We start from the raw sequence: 23723 nt of genomic DNA, 5'->3' as shown, positions 1-23723 counted from the left end.
CATGACGACACCCAACGGCTATGGCATTACCCTCGACAACGTCAGCAAGCGTTTCGGCGACGTGTCCATCCTCAACAACGTCAGCCTGACGCTGGTACCCGGCGAGTTCGTCGCCATCGTTGGCCACAGTGGCTGCGGTAAAAGTACGCTGCTACGCATGATCGCCGGGCTGGAGCAGCCCAGTAGCGGCACGATCGCCATCAACCATCTGCCGATCGACGGCGTCAACTCGCACGTCCGCGTACTGTTCCAGGAAGCGCGTCTGCTGCCCTGGCGCAGTGTGCTGGACAACGTGCGTTCCGGCTCGCCGAGTCGGGACTACGACGTGGCGCGGAGCGTGCTGGCCAAAGTCGGTCTGGCTGATAAGCAGCGCAGCTGGCCGGGCGTGCTGTCCGGTGGGCAGAAACAGAGGGTGGCGCTGGCGCGCGCGCTGGTTGCCAAACCGCGCGTACTGCTGCTGGACGAACCGCTCGGTGCACTGGATGCCCTCACCCGCCTTGACATGCAGGCGCTGATCGAGAATGTCTGGTTGGAGCAGCGCTTCACCGGCATTTTGGTTACCCATGACGTGGACGAAGCCGTGCGGCTGGCGGATCGGGTGATCGTTATGGCGCACCAGCACATCGCGCTGGATGTCCGTATTGAGCTCAGTCGCCCGCACACCGCCGAAGAGGACCTGCTGCACTACAAGAAACTGATTCTCAGCAAGATCCTGCATCAGCCGGAACATCAGAGCACACAGGCAGAATTCACCATCTAACGGGAGGCTACCTTTTGATGAAGGTTGAACAGGGAAAAACCCGTTTTGCCCTGCTCTTTCCCACTTAAAATGATCGAGATGAGATTGGTACGTATCAGCCCGACAATGACGTCGGGCTGAGAGTGAGCTTCACAAAATATTTCAGCTTGTCACTTCAGCGATCTGTTGAAACTTGCGCATTCGGTGTCTGCTGTCCTGCTGTACAGGAGACAATGCAGATTGAAGGTGTTCTTCATGCACTCCTGGAACATAACAGTAAATAAATAAACTGTGCCTCTAATCTTCTGGATCACACATCTTTCCTGGGGTGGGCGATAGCAGAGCTGATTGAAAAAAGAGCTTTTTTTGGAGGAAATGCCGCCAAAATGGCCTTTATCACCATAAAACCCGTATGACCGCACGTAACGAAAAAGCATTGCTGGTTTTGATGTAGCTCAGAATAGGCAGATGTGGTATACCAACAGCATAACGCAGTTGAATACTTACTGGAAAAAAATGGTTTCGGAAGCCTTATGAAAAATTTGAAAATTGCATTCATTAAAGCCAACTGGCACAAGGAAATCGTCGGCAATGCTCTGGTTGGTTTTAAACAGGAGTTGCAGGAGAAGTCAGTCAATGCAGAGCTGAAAGTTCTGGATGTCCCTGGCGCATTTGAAATGCCACTGTTAGCCAAACGACTGGCAGCAACTGGCGAGTATGACGCGATTGTTTGCGCCGCACTGGTGGTTGATGGTGGTATCTACCGCCATGACTTCGTCGCTCAGGCAGTGGTTGATGGCCTGATGAACGTACAGCTGGAAACCAACGTACCGGTGTTCTCAGTGTCGTTAACGCCACACAACTTCCAGCCTATTGATGAGCACATTGATTTCTTCCAGACTCACTTCATCAAGAAAGGCGCTGAAGCGGCGCGCGCAGTATTAGCGATTCATCAGCTGAGCAGCGAGCTGTAATTGCCCTTCATGACCCGGCACCTTCACAGGGCCGGGTTATTTTATGGCTACTCAACGTCAAGCGCTGGACCCGTGGTATAGAAACGCTTGCCCGCGATGTAATGTAGACTGCGCCACTCTTCCGACACTTCCTCAAATACCCAGCGCCCGTCGCGAAACACTCTGCTGTCTGCCCATGCGGCTTTAATTTCGCCAATAAACAGATCGTGTTCATTCTGGTTCTGTTCCAGAGGAATAAGCTCGCAGTAAAGCCACGCCGCGCAATCTGTGACCAGCGGAACGGGAATTTCTGGCAGCCGAAATAGCTCTACCCCTGACGTTTCCAGTTTATCCGGTTCGTCGTAGCGGGTATGCGTACCGAGATAATGCACCATTTGCGCCTGACGAGCGGTCGGCACCTGGATCACAAACTGATGGCTTTTTTCAATCAACTGGCGGGTATACGCCGCTTTATCCAACACCACCGTAAGTTTGGCCGGTTTAAATTCCAGGCCACAAACCCACGACGCCGACATAACATCTTCAATGCCCTGATACTGAGAAGAAACCAACGCCGTTGGGCCATGATTAATCAAACGGTAGGCTTTCTCCAGTTCGACAGGCGCAAGATAATGATTCATGGAGGGTGATTCCTTTGGTTTTTGATTGCGATCAGGCACGTAAATCGTCATATGAGACGCAAACATGTTCAAGAAAAGCGGGACGCTCGCATAAACGCGCATAATAAGATGCCAGGGCGGGTAACGGTGCACGCTCAATATCGATGTCGTAATAACGGAATAAGATGTGGCCGAACTGAATATCCGCCAGAGTGAGGTGTTCACCCACCAGGAAAGCGTGTTTCTTTAACTGCTGTTCGGCAATCAACAGCGATTTTTCAAGCTGTGTTACCGCCTTATGAATAGCGGTACTATCTTGCTGTGCCAACGGCGTGCGCACTACGTGCCAGAACACCGGAGCAGTAAACATCAACGCCACATTGATTTTAGACCACTCGAGCCAGCGGTCGACTTCTGTGCGAGCAAAGAGCTCCGCTGGCCAAAATGCATCATGGCCATAGCGACTTGCAAGGTACCGTAAAATAGCACCCGTTTCCCACAGCGGAGGATGATCACCATCCTGAAGAACGGGGACGGTACGGTTGGGATTTAACGCATAAAACCAGTCAGTATCAGTACCGCCATACTTATGACCAACGTCATGACGTTGATAAGGTAAGCCCAGTTCACCAATACACCACATTAACGCCTGAACATTGGACGACGTTTTACGACCCCAGACTTCCAGCATTTTTCCTTCCTTTCACGACTGGCACAGTAGCTAAATACCTTATCACTTAAGCGCAGCGATGGCATTGGTCAGAAGTGGCGGGGAAATATGGGGTGGGAATAAGTACTAATATGAGGTGAATCCATCACGTCCCGAAGCGGCTTCCGGGACGTGACATGCTGCAATTAACGGCTAACTTGATGCCCAATGATACCGCCGATGGCTGCGCCACCCAACGTACCAAAGGTGCTGCCGCCGGTAAGAACCGCACCGCCTAACGCACCTACACCTGCACCAATGGCGGTGTTTCTGCCGCGATGTGACATACCACAAGCGGTAACAGAGAGCGTAAGAAGTAATACTACCGAGATTTTAAAGCTGCGATTTACCAGCATGAAAGCCCCATCACCATTAATACTAATGGAATGTAAAAAAGTTAAATGTGATTGTTTTTTAAACCTCAAAGCAGCGTTGGAACACACTGCCCGGCGTAGCTAATTTAGATTTTTTCGTGTTTTACGCCTAGGTAAAAATTCCTATTTTTTAATGGTACTGTGATTGGCTGCCTGTAAATGGTGCGCTTTCACTCGCCATTGCACTGGCTAACAACATGACCGTGTGTATTGGTTGTCACAGAGGCTAATAACGGTTAAATAATCAGCAAAATAAGCTGGCATCGTTTTTGCTTTATCTGGTTGATTTTAATTTCTGGAGAAGCAAATAGAATGAAATATAAAGCCTTAGTCGCAACGCTGTTACTGACTCTCAGCGCTGGCGCTTTTAGTGCCACAAAATTACCCCACATCGTCATCCTGGCGACGGGCGGTACTATTGCCGGTTCAGCGGCTAGCAGCACACAAACCACGGGATATAAAGCAGGCGCACTAGGCGTGGATACGCTGATCAACGCCGTTCCTGCACTCAAACAGGTCGCTAATGTCACCGGTGAACAGGTGGCGAATATCGGCAGTGAAAATATGACCAGCGATGTCATCCTCAAACTTTCCGATCGGGTTAACCAGTTACTGGCACAAGATGATGTGGATGGCGTGGTAATCACTCATGGTACTGATACCTTAGACGAAACCCCCTACTTCCTGAACTTGACGGTGAAGAGTAACAAGCCGGTGGTGTTCACCGCATCAATGCGACCTGCTACGGCAATCAGTGCAGATGGTCCAATGAACCTGTTGGAAGCGGTTACCGTAGCGGCAGATCCCGATGCAAAAGGACGTGGCGTGATGGTTGTCCTTAACGATCGCATCGGTGCTGCTCGTTTTGTTACCAAAACCAATGCGACCACGCTGGACACGTTCAAAGCGCCCGAAGAGGGATACCTCGGTGTGATCGTGGGTGGAAAACCCGAGTTTGAAACGCGCGTTGAGAAAATTCATACGCTGCGCTCAGTGTTTGATGTGCGTCAGGTGAAAACCCTGCCACAGGTAGTGATCATCTACGGGTATCAGGATGATCCGGAATATATGTATGATGCGGCAATCGCCCACCATGCCGCAGGCATTATTTATGCGGGGACAGGTGCGGGTTCTGTTTCAGTTCGCAGTGCGGCGGGAATTGAGAAAGCAGAGAAAGCCGGTATCGTGGTGGTACGTGCTTCTCGCACCGGCAGCGGTGTTGTGCCGGTCGATTCACAGCAACCAGGTCTGGTTTCGGACTCGCTAAATCCGGCCAAGGCACGTATTCTGTTGATGACCGCCCTGACCCAAACAAAAAATCCTGAACTGATTCAGCAATATTTCCATACCTACTGATCGGTTTTATCGCTCCGCAACTCAAGCGGAGCGATGTTCCCAGCGTATTAAAGCAGGCCGAACTTCCACGTGACGGACAACATGTTTTGATCCTGACTGCGCGTACCGGTGATGTTGGTACGATAAGTCACATTTTTCCAGTCCAGCGTGACGCCCTTCACCCACTCCGCAGGCAGTTGATAACTCAGCCCTACAGTGCGCACCCACTCATTTTGATTGACCTGGCTGCCTGAAGCCCGGGCGTGATGCCCTGAAACATAGCTGCTGTTGAAACGCAGTCCACTAGCGATCGCATCCAACTTCACGCTGTAACGAATGACGAATGCCCGCTCATGCGCCGTTTTGAATTTCGACAGCGGAGATTCCGTGACTAAACCGGTTGATCCGCCGGTGGTGTCAGTTGAGATTCCGTCAACCGTCTGACCGGGATCGAGATAGGGAAAATCACTGGATCCGGTTAACTGCTGATAACCCAGACCCAGGCTGTTTCCCCACAGGCTGTAAGTCACAATTGCACCATAGGCATTGTTATCCACACTGCCGCCGTAGCGATTACCGTTGCCCTGGCTGTTGAAATAACGCAAATCGGTGGTGAGTTTCCCGGCACCCAGCGTTAAATTGTGCTGGATACCCAAATAGTTTTGATCATAAAAATCATTCAGTTGAGCGAAGTAGTAACTCAGAGCCAGCGGTTTGATCGGCGTATAGCGGCCCCCGGCATAACTAAAGCCCGAACTGAAGCCACTGGCTTTACCCGTGGATTTCAGCTTTTGATAGTGGGTTTGATTACGTCCTTCAACACGATCAATAAAACCGGCGTCCAGCACCAGGTTATCGATGTCATCAGAGTGTAGCGTGTAGCCGCGATACAGGGAGGGTAACAGACGACCGTTGTTGGTTTTGATTACAGGCAGATTAATGGTTTGATAACCCGCCCGGAGTTGCGTTTCACTGATCCTGGCTTTTGCCGCCAGACGCAACGCACCGAAACTGCCCGGCGCACTATTATCATCATGTTGTGGGAACATGCCGGTGGAAATATTATTTCCTGTGGGTCCGTAAAGTTTTACCCCCAGTAGGCCAATCGCATCCAGACCGAACCCTACTGGCCCTTCTGTGTAGCCGGACTTTCCTTCCAGGATAAATCCTTGCCCTAACTGCTCACCGGTTGGCTGATTTTTTGCCACTGAACGCGTGTCGTTATTGTAGTACAGCGTGCGGCTGGTTAAATCAATGTGGCTGTCATCGATGATGCCCGCCGTAGCAGTATGTGTAATCGCAGCGGTGACCAGAGCCAGAGGGGTTAAGAGCAAGTGACGTTTTGTCGTTATTCGTTCCATGAGATTTCTTATGCTAATTAAAATGATAATTATTAGCATCAGCATTAAACGATAGCTCAATAACGCACTGATTATTAAATAGTTTGTAAATAAACCCTCAACGTAGCAGCATTAGTGGCTCAAGTCTTTTTGCATTGCATAACGATCAAGCGAAACACCTTTTCTGACGACAACCTCTTTGGATAAAATTTCCCAACCTTGACGACTAAAAAAGGGCTGGGAAACTAAGCTGGCGAATGCAGTTAGCTTTTCTACGCCTGTTTGCTGAGCAAGTTGCTGTGCCCGATCGAGCAATTGTGCCCCAACCCCCTGACGTGCAAATGATGGCAGAACAAACAGCAGGTCGATGTAACCCTTTTCATCCATTGCCAGAAAACCAACGGGTTCGTCTTCTTTTACGGCGACAAACCCCTGCAACATTTCGCAGCGTTGTTGCCAGGCGGCAAGGTCGATAGTTTCACCTGCCCAGGCAAACCGCTGCTGAAAAGAATAAAGCTCACGCGTTCCTTCATATACGGCAATAAAATAGATACGAGCCAGGTGAGGATAATCCGTGGCTGACAACGTTCTGATGCTGATATCCATAATTCCCCTGCTTTTTCCGGGCTGAAATGATCGCTTTTGTGGTGCAAAGTTTATATCAATTCTGCACTTATCGTGTGATCGCATAAGCGGTTAACTGGCTACCCGCAAGTGCTGTTATTCTCCATCGCACACAATCGGAGGATGTATGAGTTCATTAAACGATATCTTCACCAGCCATAAAAGCGATCGCAGTTTTACCGATCAACCCGTAGACGAAGCGGTACTCGATCGTATTATTCAGGCGGCGTATCGCGCACCCACTTCAGTCAATTCGCAGCAAGTTTCAGTGATTGTGACCCGTGATGCGGCCTCACGCGCGAAAATTTCGCAGATTGCCGGCGGCCAACCCTGGATTGCTAAGGCACCGGTTTTCCTGACTTTTGTTCTGGATATGCACAAGAGCCAGCAGGCTATTGCTGCCGCCGGTAAAGAACAAGTGGCGCATGAGAGTATTGAAAGTATTGTTTCTGGCTCCACCGATGTAGGCATTGCACTGGGTACCGTTTTAGCAGCAGCCCGTGCCGAAGGCCTGGGTGTTGTTCCGATCGGTGGGATCCGTCGTGTGCCTCAGGAGTTGATTGAACATCTGCAATTACCGCAGCACACTTTCCCGGTAGCGGGCGTAGTTATCGGTCACGTTGATGTTCCTTCTCATCAGAAACCACGCTTGCCGATTGGCACTTTCCGGCATGAAGAGCGTTACGATAACAGCCAATTAGCTGAAAGCATTGCAAATTATAATCAGCAAATTGTGCAGCACTGGCAGAATACCGGTCGCAATGATGGTGAAAACTGGAGCGATAGCGTTGCAGGTTATTATCAAAAAGTGTACTTCCCGGATGTGTTACCGGCGTTATTGAAACAAGGTTTCGGTAACGATAAATAAGTGACACCGGGCAGGGAAAAGGATCATCTTTACCTGCCCAACCTGCCCAACCTGCCCAACCTGCCCAACCTGCCCAACCTGCCCAACCTGCCCAACCTGCCCAACCTGCCCAACCTGCCCAACCTGCCCAACCTGGCCGGTGCGCGCTTTGAGAATCCGCTGTGGATTCAGGTGACAGGTCAGACAATGGGGGGTATGACTGCAAAGAAATCCGCATCCTGCGATCCGCTGGCACATCCATGTGCCAGAGGCATTTGCTGTCATACCCCCCATCATCTTCCCAGAAGCAGCAGTGCGGCTGTTAGCAGCCCCAGCCCTTGGTGAGTTTCAGTGCTTAACTTCCAGACAGCCTATGTTCAGGCAAAACAACCGTATGGATTTCGGAGGGCAGGGTAATCGGAGCGAGCCACGTCGCAGCCCGATTGCCCTGACAGGCCGAAGTATCTCGATTTATCAGACGAGTGTTTTGACCTTGACCTGCTTTACAGACAAAAACAACCGTGTCGATTTCGGAGAACAGGAGCATCGGAGCGAGCCACGTCGTAGCCCGATTGCCCTGACAGGCCGAGGCATCTCGATTTCACAGACGAGTGTTTTGACCTTGACCTGCTTTACAGACAAAAACAACCGTATCGATTTCGGAGAACAGGAACATCGGAGCGAGCCACGTCGTAACCCGACTCCCCTGACAGGCCAAGGCATCTCGATTTTACAGGCGAGTGTTTTGATCTCAATCTGCACAAATTAAAGACAATTTAGCCATTAAACCGCCATTTCATGATTCTGGCTTTATATAATTGGCATTATATAAAGTCAGGACAAGGCTGAATAAAGCCTGTATCATCAGGATCTTCTTAGGATCCGTAGAAAACTGACGATTGCCGTGAATTTTACTGACGACGCTACGTGAATTCTTCAGGGTAATCCCCCTGCTTTATTTGCAGAATTCGCGTAGCGCGATCAATTGTAAGCAAGGAAAAGCGCCCTAATTATGTCGTTGATCACCCCACACTCCACGTTACTGGCCCAGGCTAACGTCAATGAAGAGATTACTGCGCGTCTGCTGTCATTTATTCAGGATCGGGACGCCTTCTCTCCCAATACCTGGCGTCAACTGATGAGCGTAATGCGCCTTTGCTACCGCTGGGCAAATGATCACCAACGGATCTTTTTTCCCTTAAGTGCAGAAGATCTGCGTGATTACTTGCAGCATCTGCAACAGGCCGGTCGCGCATCGTCCACCATTGCAACCCACGCGGCGCTGATTGCCATGCTGCATAGAAATGCAGGATTGGTCCCGCCCAATCTTGATCCTCTTGTCTTCCGCGCCATGAAAAAGATTAACCGTTCGGCGGTGGTGTCCGGGGAGCGCAGCGGCCAGGCTTTACCCTTTCGGTTGGAAGACCTGCAGCAGATCGATGCTTGTTGGCAGCAATCCAGTCGGCTCATTGAGCAACGCAATTTGGCCTTTCTTCATGTGGCTTACAGTACACTGCTGCGTGTGAGTGAAGTTGCCCGCCTGCGAGTGCGCGATATTTCCCGCGCGGAAGATGGGCGGATCATTCTTGATGTGGGCTGGACCAAAACCGTGGTACAGACTGGCGGCCTGGTTAAAGCACTGAGCAGTTTATCCAGCGAGCGTCTGACAGACTGGCTAATCAATTCGGGATTGGTACATGAGCCAGACGCGTTTCTGTTCTGCCGGGTACATCGATCCAATCGTGTCCATCTACAGTTCGAAAAGCCCTTAACGCTCCCGGCGCTGGAAGCTATTTTCCAAAATGCCTGGCACAGTATTGCCAGCAGCCGGAATGTTAAAGCCAACAAAAAACGCTATCTGAGCTGGAGTGGTCATAGCAGCCGTGTCGGTGCCGCTCAGGATCTGGCAAAACAAGGCTACTCGGTCGCACAAATTATGCAGGAAGGCACATGGAAAAAACCCGAAACCCTGATGCGCTACATTCGTCATGTGGAAGCACAACAAGGTGCGATGGTTGATTTAATGGAGAAGCGCGTCTTCCGCCAACCGCGTGACTAATGGACTCATTACACAGTGAGACTTTTTTGCAGCGCTTCAGCGATAGCATTCAACGAACAGGGTTTAAATAAACAGTCATCCATACCCGCTTGCTCACAGCTGAGGCTCACTTCATGAAGTGCGCTCGCGGTAAAACCGATAATCCACACAGGATTGCACGACTTTTGCTGCTCAGCTAAACGGATCGCAGCGGCCAACTGGTAGCCGTTCATCACCGGCATATTGCAGTCGGTGATGATGACGTCAAATTTTCCTGAACGCCATTGCGCCAATCCCTCAGTGGCGCTGCCAACTGTCTCGCACTCATGGCCCAGCCAGGTGAGCTGGCGCGACAACAACAGCCGGTTTGCAGAGTTATCATCAACCACCAGGACAGTTAACTTTGTGCTGACTGCGGTTACAACGGTTGTCATATCTTCGGAGACGGGTGGCGAAACTGCCGTCGGTAAATAAAACTCAGCACGTACGCAGGTCCCTTCACCCGGTTGGCTGCGCAAAGTGAGGTTACCCTGCATGGCCTGACATAAATTTCGACTGATATAGAGACCCAGTCCGGTACCGGCACGTCGGTTTTCTGCTTGCGCAAAAGGCTGGAACAGTGCGGCCTGTTGTTCCAGCGGAATACCTATGCCGTTATCTTCAACTTCAATCACACAACGTACCTGATTAAGGTCGACATCCCAGTTCTGTTCCAGTCGGAGCAAAACACTGCCGCGATCGGAATATTTAATCGCATTGCTCAACAGGTTGGTGAGTATCTGTTTGATGCGCAAAGGATCGGCTTCCACATCTTGCTCGCTATCGCCGCTGAGTTGCAGTACCACTTGCAGATTTTTTTCACTCGCCACTCCGCCAAACACTAAACGGAGTTTCTCAACCAGACTGCGTAGATTCACGCGCTCAGGATGAAACTCATGATAGCCACCTTCAATACGAGAAATGTCGAGTACATCTCCGATCAAACCGATAAGACTCTGAGCAGAATCATGAGCCAACTCCAGCGCCTGAAGATCCTGCTGCCCCATTTTCATCTGCCGAATCGCCATATCCAACATGCCGATCACAGCATTTAGCGGCGTGCGGATTTCATGGCTCATCGTTGACAAGAAGGTGGACTTGGCACGGTTGGAGGCCTCGGCTTTATCACGCATTTCACGTAATTCCAGCAACAGCGCCTGGCGATTACTGATATCCATCCATCCGCCCATGACACCACAGGTATTCCCTTCACTGTCCAGCCAGGGTTGCAGCCATTGAAATACCGTACAGCTGTCTTGTTCTCCATTCTGATGCTGGCGTTGATAATTGCGATCTTCAAATCGCGCTTTGCCATGTTCGATCACCTGTTGAAGAAGTTGATGTGCGGCAACGGCTTCTTCCCGGGTCAGGTTCCCCTGATATTCCAGTAGCGTTGTGCCTTTTACGTGTAACCAGTCACTGGCGGTTTCTGCCAGATAACGCTGATTACAGTAGGTCAGTGCGCCACGCTGATCGCGCATCCATACCGGGAAAGGCGTACCATCAACCATCTGGCGAAGCAGCGTAAGTTGATCGTCAAGCTGGCGCTGAATTCGGGTACGTAATATCACCTGGCGACGTAAATGGAAAAGCCAGATGAGAGAAAAGAAGATCAGGAGTGTGCTTAAACCAATGCCGGATAATACCCAGGTCTGATACTTCTGCCAGAAACTTTGATGTACCACCAAGGATTCCGGTCGCCAGCGGCTGGCCAGCAGATTCATATGACCAGGCGGAATCGTCATCATGACTTTATCAATAATATCGCGCAGTTCGGGAACATGTTTCCCTACAGCAAAAGAAATAAAAGCCGGCGTCATACCGGCGGTATTCACGACTTTTAATTGTTCATGATAATGTCGGTTAATTTGATAACGAGCAAAAATCAGTGTCATGATACCCGCATCAGCCTTGCGCTTCGCAACACTGTCCAGTAGTGCTTTATCACTCTCAACCCAGTAGATATCGATGTCGGGATAATTTCTTCGCACCATTTCAGCCACTGATGTCCCCTGAATCAACGCTAGTTTTTTCCCACGGACGTCGGCAAGGTGCTGAATTTTCTCCGTCTCTTTATGGGTTAACAGGGCAAAGGGGCTGGTGATGTACTGGCGGGTAAATAAGATGGAAGGCTCGCGAGGTTTACTGGAAACCAGGGCAGAAAGCAAATCGGCATGCCCTGCGCTTACTGTATCAATCATCTCCGTGACGGTTTCCATCCGTTGGAAATTAAATTTTATACCGGTGTGTAATTCAACAATCCGTAAGATATCTGCCGCCAGACCATGTATTTCACCTGAGTCATCCACAAACGCCAACGGTGATGAATAGTTATTATCATAGAGTAGTGCATTCACTTGTGGATGCTCTGAAATCCATTTTTTTTCAGTGTCACTTAATGCTAATGTCAGGGCGTTCTCTCCCGACAAAAACAGTTCTGGCTGCCAGAACTGCTGTATGCTAGCAATTTCAGAACGGGTCAGTGAAGTAATCGCCCGATTAATCAGTGCAACCAGAATCAGGTGACTATCATTGAGTAAATAGCCAATTTTCTTTTCAGGGAGTAGCGCGTAACGCTCCGTTCGTAGCCCATCAAAGTCATTGTATCCCACCGTTTCACTGCCGCCCAAATAGACCTGTTTATTGCCATAAGCGACTGCACTCAACGCAGCTTGAGTATTGCTATATAACCGAACCCTGGCCTTGGGATAAGTGTGTTGCACATTCTCAAGGGCTACATAATCAACCGCAATTGCCACTTCGATATCAGCCAGGTCCGCAGGGATGGGATAGTGCTGATTTTTTTTGACCGCAATTATCGGTCTGTTTTCCGTGTACATGCTGCTACAGAGAAAACGAGAGGAGCAGCTGGTCACATCTATATCTGCCAGCAAATCAATTTCGCCGCGCGCTAGCGCCCTTTTCGCTTCGGTTAGATTGCTGAAATGATAAGCTTCAAGGGTTAAGCCTAGTCGGTTGGCAATAATTGCTGAATAATCAACGCTCACACCTTCGAATTCGCCACGATAATTTTGCGTTCTCCATGGAGGAGAAGGCTCGGTCAATAAACCCAATCGGAGTTGCCGTTTATGGCTCAGATAGTGTTTTTCTGCCGGAGATAACGGTAAAACAATGTTATGCGTCGGTTCTATATGCAGTAATACATTAGCCTGTCGCACTTGTTCACTTTGGGCAGTAAATGTCAGCATCAATAATAGCAGCATGAACGCTTTCATCACGGCACCTTTTTTATAATAAAACAACATGAGCATGGCTATCCCGGATAGAAGACGTTGCGCAAAAATCATCTGACATAAAAATAATACGACAAAAATTTAACAACTTTTAATTAATCACTTCATCTGAAGCACTACAATCTAATTGATGCCTGCTGTTTGATAACGATAATCGTTGTCAGGTAATGCGGCTCTAATCTGGGTTCATTCATTGCGAAAAAAGTTCTGCCTCTTTGTTCAAGCGCTGAAATTTTTTCAGGTGACGGCGGAAGCAGGCTCATGGGAGATGAGAAAACACTTATCTCTGGTAATAAGAGCAGCGCCACCCTTCAGCGGCGCTGATCGTCATTGTTTTGCCAGCCACATTCTCCATTGCAAGCCCCAGCGGCTGCTCCACCCGGTGGTCACACTTTTGACCTCACCACGGTAAATCACGACGAAAGTGGGTGTGACATTAATTCCCCAACGTTGCGCTAGTTCACCGCGCTCATCATTGAGTGCCGGTTGCGGCAACGCTTTCTTTCTCATCCATTCCGTAACCCGATCATCATCACCTGAACGCAGTGCAACACTTAACACGGGCACACTTTCTGCACTCAACGCCGCAACCGTTGGCGTCGTCAACTTACAAACACCACACCAAGTGGCCCAGATATAAACCAGTACTGGCTCCTCTTGGCTAATCGCTTGCAACGAGAGTGATTCCCCATTCATATCCATCAACGACTGCGTCAACATCTGATCGGTGAGTTTGGGTGCGCGCCAGAGATCAAGTCCCCACAATATTGAGGCCAGAAGCAACAGCAGCAGAACGCCTTCACGCAGCAGGCGTTTTAGCCTTTTCATGTACCTTCAGCCAGCGCAGTTTTAACTGCCGCTTCTAATTGCTCGTAAGGTACGGCACCCATGACCATCTGCTTGCCAATCAGGGTAGCGGGCGTTCCCTGCACCATCATCTGCTGCGCTAATGCCAGATTAAGCGCCATGGTTTTCTCGCTTTCCGGCGTCATCGCTTTTAGAACAAGGTCGTTTTTCTTTAGTGCTGCCTGAAGGGTGGCATCCGTGTGATCGCCCTTTTTGCTCATTAGGGTCTCATGGAATGCCGCAAATTTTTCCGGCTGTTGTTGCCAGATACTGATGGCGTAGCGCGCAGAGGTCATAGAGGTTTCACCACGGTAAGGCAACGGCTTGATGATCACCGCTACCTGCGGATAGGCGCGCATCAAACGTTCCAGATCCGCCTCCTGACGCTTACAGAACTGGCAGTTGTAATCAGTGAAATTCACCAGGGTCAACTGCGGCTGTTTAGCGCCCAATCGCGGTGAATAGGCATCTTCATATAACGCAGCGTGATTTTTTTTGATGGCTTCCTGCACCATCGACTGCTGGTTTTGCGCTGCCTGTTTATCCCACGCATCTGCCGCTTCCGCCAGGATTGCGGGGTTGCTGACCAGTGTTTCACGCACCAACTCGCGCACGCGTGCTTCTTGCTCAGATGTCAGCGCCGTTGATGCCATCAAGGGAAATGCGAGCAGAGATAAGCTTAGAAGCAGAGATTTTTTCATTTTTTTGCCTTATTGGAGTTGAGCTCAGTCAAAAGATCCTCTGTATTGAGCAGAGGTGAGAAGATGAGTCCGTCCGGGTAAGCCGGGCTGTAGAGTTGATTAAACGGAATGGCAGCCACATTGCGATGGCGCAAGAATTCACTGATGGCAGGATCGGGGCGTGTCCAGTCACCTTGTAATAGCGTGACATTGGGTGCCATAAGCGCTGCGCGAATATCTGGATGGTTGAGCACGCGCAACTTATTCACTTTACAGGTAATGCACCAGTCAGCCGTGACATCAACAAACACCAGGCCGCCTTTCGCGCGCGCCTGTTGTAACGCTTCTTCCGTTAACGGCTGCCAGGGTAATGGCTCGGTCTGGTCGGGTTGCTGGTAGAAATGCCCGGCCGCTGCGGCCACCAGCAAAACAAGTGGCAGCAACACGAGCCGAACCCGATCTCGCTGCCGCCACAGCAGGACGCCCAGCAACAGCAGCAACAAGCAAGACACAATAACCACGATCTGTTGCCCCCAGTGTGGCTGGAGTAAGGTGATCAACCAGCCCGTGGTCAGCAGCAACAAAAGCCCAAGCACAGTGCGTAGATGGATCATCCAGCGGCCTGGACGTGGCAGAATGCGTGCTATTCCGGGCATTAATGCCACGGCTAGCCACGGCAAACTCATCCCGATGCCAAGGAACAAAAAGAGCAGCCAGAGTTCAGGTAACGATGCGGTCAAGGCATAGGCTACGGCGGTGCCGAGAAACGGCGCACTGCACGGTGTCGCGAGTAAAGTGGCAAAGGCGCCCTGGAAAAAATGCCCGCTCAGGCCATTTCCACCCTGGGTTGCCATGCGGGTTGTGAGCCCGGAAGGAAGCTGAAAATGCAGTAAATCAAACAGGCTCAAGCTGAAGATAAACGTCACCAACACCATGACAACGAGGAATCCGCTGCTCTGGAACTGTATTCCCCAGCCTAGCGCCTGCCCGCTCAACCGCAACAACGTCATCATCAGCGCCAGCAACAAGAAGGAGACCAGAATTCCGCCACTGGAGGCCAGAAACTGGTGCCGGGTTTGTCGCCGGGTTTGACCGGTTTGTTGCACCAGACTGCCCAGTTTCATCGCCAGCACCGGCAACACGCACGGCATCAGGTTAAGGATTAGACCGCCAGCCAATGCCAGCAATATCACCATCAAAAAGCTTTCGTCGGTATTTTGCGTTAAAACCTTATTGCTCAGCGTAACGTGACTTTGCTGGGCGATATCACCGTCAGCAATCACCAGAGAAAGCGAATGTCCCACCTGGCTTTCCGGTTTATCACCCCATTCATCGGTCGCTGACACTCGTGCTGTCAACACCGAGCCTTTGACCTGAATCTCGGGTTCCCCCAACATCACCTCTGGCGGGTAATCAAAAAACAATGCGGGGCGAGACCATCCCGCTGCACGTTCCGCTTTCACTTGCAGCGTGTTTCCCACCCAACTGGCTTCAAGTTGTTCAGTCACCCCTTCCGCTGGCGGTACTGTACCCATTGCTCGGGCGTAGTCCGCCTGAAAAGCAGCATCTGCCGGAGTTAATGGAGGAAGCTCAAAGGGAAAATCACTGAGGATGCAGACATTACTGCATGAGGAGAGCGTCAATACGCCGCGTAGTGGCCCTTCCGGCACCTGATTAAGTTCAATCGGTATAGTGACATCACCACGATAGCCCTGTGTAGTAAAACCACTTATTGAAAAACGTGTCGGCAGTGGCCAATGCCACTTTGCCTGAACCGCACTATCTTCCCAATGTATTGCAGGCGCTATTCCCCCTTCACCTGGCGATCGCCAATAGGTTTTCCAGCCTGAAACCAGCTGAATATCCATCAGCATGCGGGGTTGTTGTTGCAGAGTTGCGCCACGCAGGCGCACTTCAGCATAAGGATTAGTATCACTACGTTGCCAGCCGGTATCGGCCGCAAATGTTGATGCGCTAAAGAAAAGCAGTGTGAGTAGCAAGCGCTGCAAGATAACAAACATATTTATTTCTCCGGTTAATAAAAATGGCACAGTGCGAAACTGTGCGTTTTATTCCCGGAAAACACAGAAAGTCAGATGTCTTCTTAACCTGGGTGGTCGGTAAGAAGGTGTAAATGAACAGACTGAAACCACGTTAGACCGTGTCGCCAGAGCCAATAACAGAAACAGTAAAGGGATAAACAGGTGTTCAATGACTGGGGGGTATGAAAAAAGCGATTTTTCACCCAGGGAACAGGTCATATCACTGCCATCCGCGATGAGTTCGCTAAAAGATGATGAAGCGAGAGAGGACGGTAAAGGCGCTGGCTGATACACCCTCTGTGCCAGGCAAAAGATCATCGCGCAGCAAGCCAGCGCGAGAATCCATTTTGCACAGTGGTGAGGTCGAGTCATTAGCGGGTTCCACAAAAAAAGTGCGGCTATGATAAGCGCGCAACTCGCAGGAAAACGTCACGCCATGTAAAAATTTGTCATCGATAGAAAATAAATGACATCTATAACTTACACGTCATGCTGTTTATCCTAACCTGTTGATCATGCTGACAACGTCAAGCTCTGGTTTAATCATTTTCCCAGTTCAAGCCCGGTCTTGGGGTGGGCTCGCCGTTTTAGTGCCAGGCTGTTTTTTTAGTCTGAGGATGGCAACTATGCTTCGAAACGCCCTATTTGTGTTTGCAATGCTAAGTAGCACGCCGCTTTATGCGCTAACCCTGCAGCAAGGAGAAACCGTATTTACCTTAGACCCCGCCACTTTGCGTATCCATATTAATCATCATCTGTTAAATCAAGGTGTTGTCGCGCAGCAGGTTGCAGCGCTGCAACAGGATGAACGCGCGGCCCGATGGTATTGGCCCGGCAAGCAGATGCACATCAGTGCCAGCTTACAAGAAGGTGATCTACTCCTGACATTTCAGACCAGTACGCCCCAAGCCATGAACTGGTACCATTTACCGGATAAAGCAGAGACCCTTTTACTGCCGATTGGTGAAGGGAGCCGAATCCCCCTTGACGATCCTGAGTGGCGTGCCTATTTGCAGCAAGAAATGAACGCCATCAATACCCATTGGGATTTGAAGTTACCGCTCTGGAGCCAGCAACATCAGCAACAGTGGATCAGTTGGCTGATGCTCAATCCCTACGATAATGAACTCCAGTTCAGCGGGGATGCCACGCGCGTAATGATGCAGGCCAGTCACAAATTTAGTCCGATGAGCCTTGCTACCCCTTTCCGCGTACTACTCACGGTGGGAGACACCCCGCTTTCAGGTGCCATTCGCTATCGTGAACAGCTGCAACAGCAAGGGCAATTTTCATCGCTTGCTGAAAAAATGGCGAAAACGCAGGATGGCAACAAACTGATCGGGGCCAGTCATCTCTATTTGTGGGGGAACGGATTGCTGGCTGCAGAGAATGTGCGGGACTGGCCCGGACTCATAGATTGGCTAAGATCGGAATCGGGCATCGAACTGCGCCAGAGGTTAGCGAACGATATTGTGGCCGACATTCAACAAATAGGGAGCCAAAGGCCAGAAAAATGGCAACAAATACAGCTGATTGAAGCCCTGAATCAGGCGATTACCACGCAGGTTAAAGACATAAAAACAGATGTCGTCAGTTCCGATCTGACGCCTCAGCAACAGCAAGCGGCTGCCGTGCGGGACTGGACACAACAACATCTGGCGCAGTGGCTAACACCGCCAACTACGTGGGGCCAGAGTTTGTCGCTCCCCTTGCTGGAAAGTTTGCAACTCGCTGGTTTGCCTCGCCTATGGTTAGGGACGGATAACTGGACGGCCGCGTTACTCAACCCCGCTGCGATCGGCCAGGCCAAAAATGCAGGCTGGTTAGTGGCCAGCTATGACTCTTACGATACCGCCATCCCCCGTGGTATCAATAACAACTGGCTGACTGCGCAAATACCGACAAATCTCGGGGAAAAGTGCGCCATCGTCAGAGAAAACGGAACGCGGTTGCCGGGATTTGGTGGTGCCGGTTACTACCTCAATCCGGGCTGTATGCTGGACTGGTCACGACAGCGCATGCAGTCAGTGGTGACGACCAGCGGCATTAATAGCCTGTTTCTGGATGTCGACGGAACGGCAATGGTGCGTGATGATTTTCATCCCCGGCATCCCACCTCTGCGGCTGAAATGGCCACGGCAAGGAACCAAAGGTTGGCGTGGGTTGGCGAAAAACTGGGTATCCCGGTGGGCTCTGAAGATGGCAATGCGTTAACGGCTCAGCATTTGTTGTTTGCGCATGGCACTGAAACCTGGGGGTTTGGCTGGCAGGATACGTCTATCCACCAAGATAAAACCTCGCCGTGGTTCCTGGGTGCCTGGTGGCCTGAGAGTCAGCCCGCACAGTTTTTCCAGCCGACAAAGCTGAAGCCACGTTATAAAACCGTGGTGTTCGATCCCCGCTATCGTGTACCGCTCTATCAGGCTGTATTTCATGATTCGGTGATCGCGACGCACCACTGGACCTACGACAACCTGAAGTTTCCTGAAGTGAAGCGAAACCGTGATTTGCTGAGCCTGTTATATAACACCCCTCCACTGTTCAACCTGTCACGTGCTTCGCTAGCGCTACGTTTGCCTGAAATCGTTAAAATGGATCGTCTGTTCCGCCCGATGCACGAAATTTTGTGGGATAAAGCCCTCGTGGATTTTCGCTGGCTCGATGAAACAGGCTGGGTACAGCAGACGCGCTTTAGTGATGGTTCACTGCTTAGCGCTAATTTTAGTGAGGTTGTCCGTGCCGGTATTCAGCCTTATGAACTGGTGATGCACAGGCCAAGCGGAGAAGTAATACGCTTCTCGTTGTGAAAAACATCCCGCCCCAGCTTGGGCGGGCGTCGACATTATTTCGCGAAACCTTCAGTGGAGATAGTCAGCGTGACGTCATCACTGACCGCCGGGATAAACTGATCCACTTTAAAGTCTGAACGTTTCAGCGTGGCAGTGGCATCAAAACCAATCGCCTGCTTCTTCGCCATTGGGTGTTCACCCTGCTTGTTCAGCGTGGCGTGCAGCGTGACCGGCTTAGTAATGCCTTTGATGGTCAGATTGCCTTCTACATCAAACTTGTTGTCGCCGGTTGCCGTCACTTTCGTACTGTGGAACACCGCAGTTGGGTATTTAGCCGTATCAAAGTAGGCGGCAGTCAGAAATTCCTGGGTCAACTTTGGCACGAAAGTATCGATTTTACTGACCGGCAGAGTGACGTCTACACGGGAGCGTGATGGATTTTCTTTATCAAACACCACTGTACCCGTGGTACCTGGAATGGCGGCCGTTGGGTGAGAGAAACCAAAGTGGGTCCAGGTGACAATCACCGAGGTATGCGTTGGATCAAGCTGGTATTGAGTTGCAGCCGCCTGGCTGAAAGGCACGTACAGGCTAGCAACAGCCAGTAAAGGTAACGCAACACGTTTGAATGATTTCACTGCACAATCCTTATTAAAATTTATCGACTTATGCAGTCTAGGTGCATATCGACTATTTGCGCCAGTGAAGAGATTTGTTCGAGCTATTCAAATATATTCAGTAATATCGGTGGGTTATAATCACTTTCATCCATTTATTTACTGTTTTCCACGACTAAACAGCATGCGCCATTGGCGACGCTGACTTAACAATTGCTGATGCAATCCTAGTAAATCAACGGCCGTTAATTGGGTGTTTGTCTCTTCAGGAAGTTCGGCCAGCCCCGCTTCACGCCGCAGGGTACGTTGCAGCGTCGTGGCAATGTTCTGCCCTTGTGCCTCATGCAGCAGGCGTTGCACATGCTGCTGAATGTCTTCCTGAGTGAGCTGTGCAATTTGTGCCGTCATATTGCGCAAAAATGCCTTGAACTCCGCCAAAAGCGTGGCAATGGGCACATCAGGAGATTGGGCCGCCAGTAACACACCGTCCCGATCGCCACAGCGTAAATAACGACATGTCACCGCATATCCCACCTGCAATTCAACCCGCAGTCGCTGGAAAAACAGCGGCTCATAGCAACGTGCCAACACCTGCAATGCCAGCAATGAGGCGGGTGTGGCATCCAGTAGCGGAATAAACAGCAAAAGTGCATTTTCATTACCAGGGTGAGCAATGGGTTGCATTTGTCTTGCCGGGCGGGCTTTTTCAACCTCTTCCAGTGGGGGTAAAACGGCCATGCGTGCGGCCAGTTGCTGTGCCAGGGTGCGATCGCCCCCCAGTAAGGCACCTTGCCACTGACCACTGCCCGTTGAGGCAAGCAGCACGCCTGGCAACGCAGCCAGCAGTTGGCGTAATGCGATGCTCTCCGGTGGGAGTGGATGAGCAGGAGAAGTGGATACCAGCGCGTCAGCGATTTGTGTCATCAACCACTGTGCCGCGCTGTGGTTCGCCGGAAGTTGCAGCGTGAATTGCCAGATACCCTGCACTTCAGCCCACTCAGCCTCACCGCCGAGATGGCGTAGCCAGGCAAAACTGCCGCCTAATTGCTCGGCCAGCGCGCGGCCACGGACCGCGTCCGGACTACAGTGCCATGCTGGGCGCAACAGCAATGTGGCTGGCCAGCTATCCGGTTTGAGGTGTAATAAACCTGCGCCGTCAGCGAGAACGGCGGGTGCTGGCTCAGGCAGCGGTTGGGGATAAAACGTAAATTTCCAGCGGACTTCTAGACTCATCGAAGGTAAAGACCAGGAAGAACGTGAAAGCGTATACCCTTGCGTCACACAGGTCTGAGTTGGCGCATCCGGTGACACCCACAAACAGACACTCTCTTTCAGTAGCGGTAGCAGTTGATCAAGATGCGGAATGGCAGATTCGGGCGCAAACCCCAGCGTCTGCTGGCGCACTTTTTCCAGCGGTGTCAGGTGATGGAAGCGACGTAGCGCTAACTGCTGATAATGCGCTTGTTGTTGCGGGCTGGTCTCCGCCAACTGAGCCAACCACTGTTGCCACGCGGCTAACAGTTGGTCGGGGGTATCGGTAATAAATTTAACGGCTGGCCAGCAACTGTTATCGCCTGTACTGAGCCAGTGGAAGCTGATTTCGCGGCAGAAACCCTGCTCACGTAACTGTGCCAGCAAACTTCCGGGTGCAGCATCTAAGGCAAACTCACGCAATAAAGTGACAGCGTCACGAATTACATCATCACTTCGCTGTATCAGCCAGCTGATCCACAGTTGCTGCGGGCCATTCTGTTTTAACTGGGCATGCGGAGCCGCGGCAAGTTGCGGCAGTGGCTCGGCTGCTCGCGCAGTACCTTCGGGCCAGCCGGCCACAAACTGCCGCGCCATTTCTTCAAGCTCATCGAGCGACTGCGGCCCGCTCAGCCGTAACTGGGCATTCTGGCTGACATAATAGCGCGCATGAAACGCCACTAAAGCCTGACGCAATAGTGCGGTGTCTTCACCAAAACAGGCCAGGCTACCCACATGAAAATCCCGAAAACAGGCCGGGTTTTCGATACTGTGTAGTAAAGCGGCTTCCGTGAGTGCGGGGAGATGTTGCTGCAATAACCGATACTCGGCATCGATAACACGGCTTTCTTGTGCAATCGCCGCTGCGGTCAACTGCGGATGCAACACCATGTCTTTTAAGCGCGCCATTCCATCACCCAGGCAATTCGCTGGCACCTGCCAAAAGTAGGCGGTTCGATAGGCTAGCGTGGTGGCATTGACTTGCCCGCCCAGCGACTGTACCCATGGCATCAGACGCTGTTGGCCGGGAAACTGCTCCCCACCACTAAAAAGAAGATGCTCCAGCAGGTGCGCCAGCCCAGACCAGCGGGCTGGCTCATCATAACTGCCTGCTTTGACTTGCAGCAACGCAGCGCTCTGGGAAGCGCCAGGTTGATGGCTGAGGTGCAGCTCAAAACCGTTGCAGAGCCGCAGCAGGCGCTGATTTTGATCCATCAGAATACGGTGGACTTATAGATCAGCTGAGAATTTACCCGGTTACGGAACTGCAACTGGGATATCTGCATATCGTTACAGTTGGCTTCACGTCGCGCTTCGAGAATTTTATCGTGATGTTCAGACTTGCTGCATACCGGATCGGCGTTATCGGCATTACCGGTCAGCATAAAGGCCTGACAGCGGCATCCGCCAAAGTCCTTCTCTTTTTCATCGCAGCTGCGGCACGGCTCTGGCATCCAGTCGTAGCCGCGATAGCGATTGAAGCCAAAGGAGTTGTACCAGATATCATCCAGCCGCTGTTCCAGCACTGAAGGGAACTTAATAGGTAACTGACGCGCGCTGTGACAGGGTAACGCAGTCCCTTCTGGCGTCACGCTGAGGAAGATCGCTCCCCAACCGCCCATACAGCCTTTAGGCCGCTCTTCGTAGTAATCTGGCGTCACAAACAGCAGGTTTGAAAAGTTACCGCTGGCGCTCATTTTTTCGCGATAACGATTCACCGTCGCTTCTGCATCCGCAATCTGTTCGCGCGTAGGCAGCAGCCCTTTGCGATTCAGATGTGCCCAGCCATAGAACTGACAGGTTGCCAGCTCAACGTCATCGGCTTCCAGCTCAATACACAGGTCGATGATTTTATCGATCTGATGAATGTTATGGCGATGCAGTACAAAGTTAAGCACCATCGGATAGCCGTGGGCTTTGACCGCTCGCGCCATCTCCAGCTTCTGCTGGAAGGCTTTCTTCGAACCGGCCAGCGCCGCATTCAGCGTTTCATCACTGGCCTGGAAGCTGATCTGAATATGGTCAAGACCCGCTTCGGCAAAAGCATCGAGTTTTTTCGGCGTCAGGCCGATCCCGGAGGTGATCAGGTTGGTATAGAAACCCAAATCACGGGCGGCCTTAATCAGTTCAGGCAGATCTTTACGCGTCAGCGGTTCGCCGCCAGAAAAGCCTAACTGCACGCTACCCATGGCGCGTGCCTGACGAAAAACGTCAATCCACTGTTCGGTGGTCAGCTCTTGTTCCTGCTGGGCAAAGTCCAGCGGGTTTGAGCAGTAAGGGCACTGCAACGGGCAACGGTAAGTCAGCTCTGCCAACAGCCAGAGCGGCGGGTTAACGCCAGGTTTATGCGGGTTCACGACACATTATCCACTTCTGTTCAATCGCAGATTGCAGGAACTCTTTTACATCCTCGCCCACGCCACCCGCTTCCGGGAAACGTGCGTCAAGAGTAGCAATGATTGCGGCAACGCTCTGTTTGCCGTCCACTAACTCCAGAATCAGCGCGGCGGTTTCGTTCAGTTTCGCCATCCCTTCTGGATAGAGTACAACATGGCTCTCCTGAGCCGCTTCCCACTGCATACGATAGCCGCGACGGAAAGCCGGGATTTGCAAATCATTCATGATG

The 23723-nt window shown here is 51.3% G+C and carries 20 protein-coding genes; 7 read left to right on the top strand and 13 right to left on the bottom strand.

All coding sequences use genetic code 11. The annotated features are described in order from the left end of the window. The first annotated feature begins 1 nt into the window (after nt 1). Nucleotides 2-760: an ABC transporter ATP-binding protein gene (locus F3J40_RS18800; protein WP_167017015.1), complete on the top strand. Its 759-nt coding sequence runs from the start codon at nt 2-4 to the stop codon at nt 758-760. A 512-nt stretch (nt 761-1272) separates the two neighbouring features. After that, nucleotides 1273-1713 (top strand): 6,7-dimethyl-8-ribityllumazine synthase, encoded by a 441-nt coding sequence (locus tag F3J40_RS18795; RefSeq protein ID WP_167017013.1) that lies wholly within the window; start codon nt 1273-1275, stop codon nt 1711-1713. A 47-nt stretch (nt 1714-1760) separates the two neighbouring features. On the opposite strand, the gene F3J40_RS18790 is transcribed toward F3J40_RS18795, so the two are convergent. The 3 genes from F3J40_RS18790 to F3J40_RS18780 form a co-directional block, all read right to left on the bottom strand. Beyond that, nucleotides 1761-2333 (bottom strand): flavin reductase family protein, encoded by a 573-nt coding sequence (locus F3J40_RS18790; RefSeq protein ID WP_167017011.1) that lies wholly within the window; start codon nt 2331-2333, stop codon nt 1761-1763. Nucleotides 2334-2364: 31 nt separating this feature from the next. Continuing rightward, complete coding sequence (locus F3J40_RS18785; protein ID WP_167017009.1) at nt 2365-3003, bottom strand: glutathione S-transferase family protein; 639 nt, start codon at nt 3001-3003, stop codon at nt 2365-2367. 164 nt (nt 3004-3167) lie between these two features. Beyond that, nucleotides 3168-3377, bottom strand: a complete 210-nt coding sequence (locus F3J40_RS18780) for a YMGG-like glycine zipper-containing protein (protein WP_017349235.1) — start codon at nt 3375-3377, stop codon at nt 3168-3170. 330 nt (nt 3378-3707) lie between these two features. Between F3J40_RS18780 and fraE the strand changes: the two genes are divergently transcribed. Further along, a complete protein-coding gene (gene fraE, locus F3J40_RS18775) occupies nt 3708-4751 on the top strand; it encodes a fructose-asparagine asparaginase (protein ID WP_167017007.1) in 1044 nt (347 codons plus the stop codon). Between the two features lie 47 nt (nt 4752-4798). On the opposite strand, the gene F3J40_RS18770 is transcribed toward fraE, so the two are convergent. Both F3J40_RS18770 and F3J40_RS18765 read right to left on the bottom strand, forming a co-directional pair. Next, nucleotides 4799-6091, bottom strand: a complete 1293-nt coding sequence (locus F3J40_RS18770) for an OprD family outer membrane porin (RefSeq protein ID WP_167017005.1) — start codon at nt 6089-6091, stop codon at nt 4799-4801. Between the two features lie 111 nt (nt 6092-6202). Further along, nucleotides 6203-6676: a GNAT family N-acetyltransferase gene (locus tag F3J40_RS18765; protein WP_167017003.1), complete on the bottom strand. Its 474-nt coding sequence runs from the start codon at nt 6674-6676 to the stop codon at nt 6203-6205. A gap of 145 nt (nt 6677-6821) precedes the next feature. On the opposite strand from F3J40_RS18765, the gene F3J40_RS18760 reads away from it, so the two are divergent. The 3 genes from F3J40_RS18760 to F3J40_RS18750 all read left to right on the top strand — a co-directional run bounded on the left by F3J40_RS18760 (nt 6822) and on the right by F3J40_RS18750 (nt 9600). Further along, nucleotides 6822-7562 (top strand): NADPH-dependent oxidoreductase, encoded by a 741-nt coding sequence (locus F3J40_RS18760; protein WP_167017001.1) that lies wholly within the window; start codon nt 6822-6824, stop codon nt 7560-7562. Next, nucleotides 7563-7886, top strand: coding sequence for a hypothetical protein (locus F3J40_RS18755; protein ID WP_167016999.1), 324 nt, complete (start codon nt 7563-7565; stop codon nt 7884-7886). A gap of 667 nt (nt 7887-8553) precedes the next feature. Next, complete coding sequence (locus F3J40_RS18750; protein ID WP_167016997.1) at nt 8554-9600, top strand: tyrosine-type recombinase/integrase; 1047 nt, start codon at nt 8554-8556, stop codon at nt 9598-9600. Nucleotides 9601-9608: 8 nt separating this feature from the next. Here the strand turns inward: F3J40_RS18750 and F3J40_RS18745 are convergent, their stop codons facing one another. From F3J40_RS18745 to F3J40_RS18730, 4 genes are all read right to left on the bottom strand, one after another. Then, a complete protein-coding gene (locus F3J40_RS18745) occupies nt 9609-12854 on the bottom strand; it encodes an ATP-binding protein (protein ID WP_167016995.1) in 3246 nt (1081 codons plus the stop codon). 345 nt (nt 12855-13199) lie between these two features. After that, complete coding sequence (locus F3J40_RS18740) at nt 13200-13700, bottom strand: protein disulfide oxidoreductase (RefSeq protein ID WP_167016993.1); 501 nt, start codon at nt 13698-13700, stop codon at nt 13200-13202. Then, a complete protein-coding gene (locus F3J40_RS18735; RefSeq protein ID WP_167016991.1) occupies nt 13697-14419 on the bottom strand; it encodes a DsbA family protein in 723 nt (240 codons plus the stop codon). The genes F3J40_RS18740 and F3J40_RS18735 overlap by 4 nt, the downstream gene beginning before the upstream one ends. Further along, nucleotides 14416-16419: a protein-disulfide reductase DsbD family protein gene (locus F3J40_RS18730; protein ID WP_167016989.1), complete on the bottom strand. Its 2004-nt coding sequence runs from the start codon at nt 16417-16419 to the stop codon at nt 14416-14418. The genes F3J40_RS18735 and F3J40_RS18730 overlap by 4 nt, the downstream gene beginning before the upstream one ends. A gap of 647 nt (nt 16420-17066) precedes the next feature. Here F3J40_RS18730 and F3J40_RS18725 point away from each other — a divergent pair. Next, a complete protein-coding gene (locus tag F3J40_RS18725; RefSeq protein ID WP_240155534.1) occupies nt 17067-19247 on the top strand; it encodes a glycoside hydrolase in 2181 nt (726 codons plus the stop codon). A 35-nt stretch (nt 19248-19282) separates the two neighbouring features. Here the strand turns inward: F3J40_RS18725 and F3J40_RS18720 are convergent, their stop codons facing one another. The 4 genes from F3J40_RS18720 to pqqD all read right to left on the bottom strand — a co-directional run bounded on the left by F3J40_RS18720 (nt 19283) and on the right by pqqD (nt 23719). Continuing rightward, nucleotides 19283-19867 (bottom strand): YceI family protein, encoded by a 585-nt coding sequence (locus tag F3J40_RS18720; RefSeq protein ID WP_167016987.1) that lies wholly within the window; start codon nt 19865-19867, stop codon nt 19283-19285. A 138-nt stretch (nt 19868-20005) separates the two neighbouring features. Next, nucleotides 20006-22312 carry a pyrroloquinoline quinone biosynthesis protein PqqF gene (gene pqqF, locus F3J40_RS18715; RefSeq protein WP_167016985.1) on the bottom strand — a complete coding sequence of 769 codons (2307 nt, stop codon included), beginning with the start codon at nt 22310-22312 and terminating at the stop codon, nt 20006-20008. Further along, entirely contained in the window at nt 22312-23454 is a 1143-nt protein-coding gene (gene pqqE, locus F3J40_RS18710) for a pyrroloquinoline quinone biosynthesis protein PqqE (RefSeq protein WP_167016983.1), read from the bottom strand. Before pqqE ends, pqqF begins: the two co-directional genes overlap by 1 nt. Then, nucleotides 23441-23719 (bottom strand): pyrroloquinoline quinone biosynthesis peptide chaperone PqqD, encoded by a 279-nt coding sequence (pqqD, locus tag F3J40_RS18705; RefSeq protein WP_017346070.1) that lies wholly within the window; start codon nt 23717-23719, stop codon nt 23441-23443. The genes pqqE and pqqD overlap by 14 nt, the downstream gene beginning before the upstream one ends. Nucleotides 23720-23723: the final 4 nt, after the last annotated feature.

The sequence above is a fragment of the Candidatus Pantoea multigeneris genome, assembly GCF_011752615.1.
Taxonomy (GTDB): Bacteria; Pseudomonadota; Gammaproteobacteria; order Enterobacterales; family Enterobacteriaceae; genus Pantoea; species Pantoea multigeneris.
Note: the sequence above shows the minus strand (reverse complement) of the source record. Positions and strands in the feature narration are given on the sequence as shown.

Bases quoted from the DNA above. Each gene is read 5' to 3' on its own strand.
- F3J40_RS18800 (WP_167017015.1), top strand. From the start codon at position 2: ATGACGACACCCAACGGCTATGGCATTACCCTCGACAACGTCAGCAAG.
- F3J40_RS18795 (WP_167017013.1), top strand. From the start codon at position 1,273: ATGAAAAATTTGAAAATTGCATTCATTAAAGCCAACTGGCACAAGGAA.
- F3J40_RS18790 (WP_167017011.1), bottom strand. From the start codon at position 2,333: ATGAATCATTATCTTGCGCCTGTCGAACTGGAGAAAGCCTACCGTTTG.
- F3J40_RS18785 (WP_167017009.1), bottom strand. From the start codon at position 3,003: ATGCTGGAAGTCTGGGGTCGTAAAACGTCGTCCAATGTTCAGGCGTTA.
- F3J40_RS18780 (WP_017349235.1), bottom strand. From the start codon at position 3,377: ATGCTGGTAAATCGCAGCTTTAAAATCTCGGTAGTATTACTTCTTACG.
- fraE (WP_167017007.1), top strand. From the start codon at position 3,708: ATGAAATATAAAGCCTTAGTCGCAACGCTGTTACTGACTCTCAGCGCT.
- F3J40_RS18770 (WP_167017005.1), bottom strand. From the start codon at position 6,091: ATGGAACGAATAACGACAAAACGTCACTTGCTCTTAACCCCTCTGGCT.
- F3J40_RS18765 (WP_167017003.1), bottom strand. From the start codon at position 6,676: ATGGATATCAGCATCAGAACGTTGTCAGCCACGGATTATCCTCACCTG.
- F3J40_RS18760 (WP_167017001.1), top strand. From the start codon at position 6,822: ATGAGTTCATTAAACGATATCTTCACCAGCCATAAAAGCGATCGCAGT.
- F3J40_RS18750 (WP_167016997.1), top strand. From the start codon at position 8,554: ATGTCGTTGATCACCCCACACTCCACGTTACTGGCCCAGGCTAACGTC.
- F3J40_RS18745 (WP_167016995.1), bottom strand. From the start codon at position 12,854: ATGAAAGCGTTCATGCTGCTATTATTGATGCTGACATTTACTGCCCAA.
- F3J40_RS18740 (WP_167016993.1), bottom strand. From the start codon at position 13,700: ATGAAAAGGCTAAAACGCCTGCTGCGTGAAGGCGTTCTGCTGCTGTTG.
- F3J40_RS18735 (WP_167016991.1), bottom strand. From the start codon at position 14,419: ATGAAAAAATCTCTGCTTCTAAGCTTATCTCTGCTCGCATTTCCCTTG.
- F3J40_RS18730 (WP_167016989.1), bottom strand. From the start codon at position 16,419: ATGTTTGTTATCTTGCAGCGCTTGCTACTCACACTGCTTTTCTTTAGC.
- F3J40_RS18725 (WP_240155534.1), top strand. From the start codon at position 17,067: ATGCTTCGAAACGCCCTATTTGTGTTTGCAATGCTAAGTAGCACGCCG.
- pqqF (WP_167016985.1), bottom strand. From the start codon at position 22,312: ATGGATCAAAATCAGCGCCTGCTGCGGCTCTGCAACGGTTTTGAGCTG.
- pqqD (WP_017346070.1), bottom strand. From the start codon at position 23,719: ATGAATGATTTGCAAATCCCGGCTTTCCGTCGCGGCTATCGTATGCAG.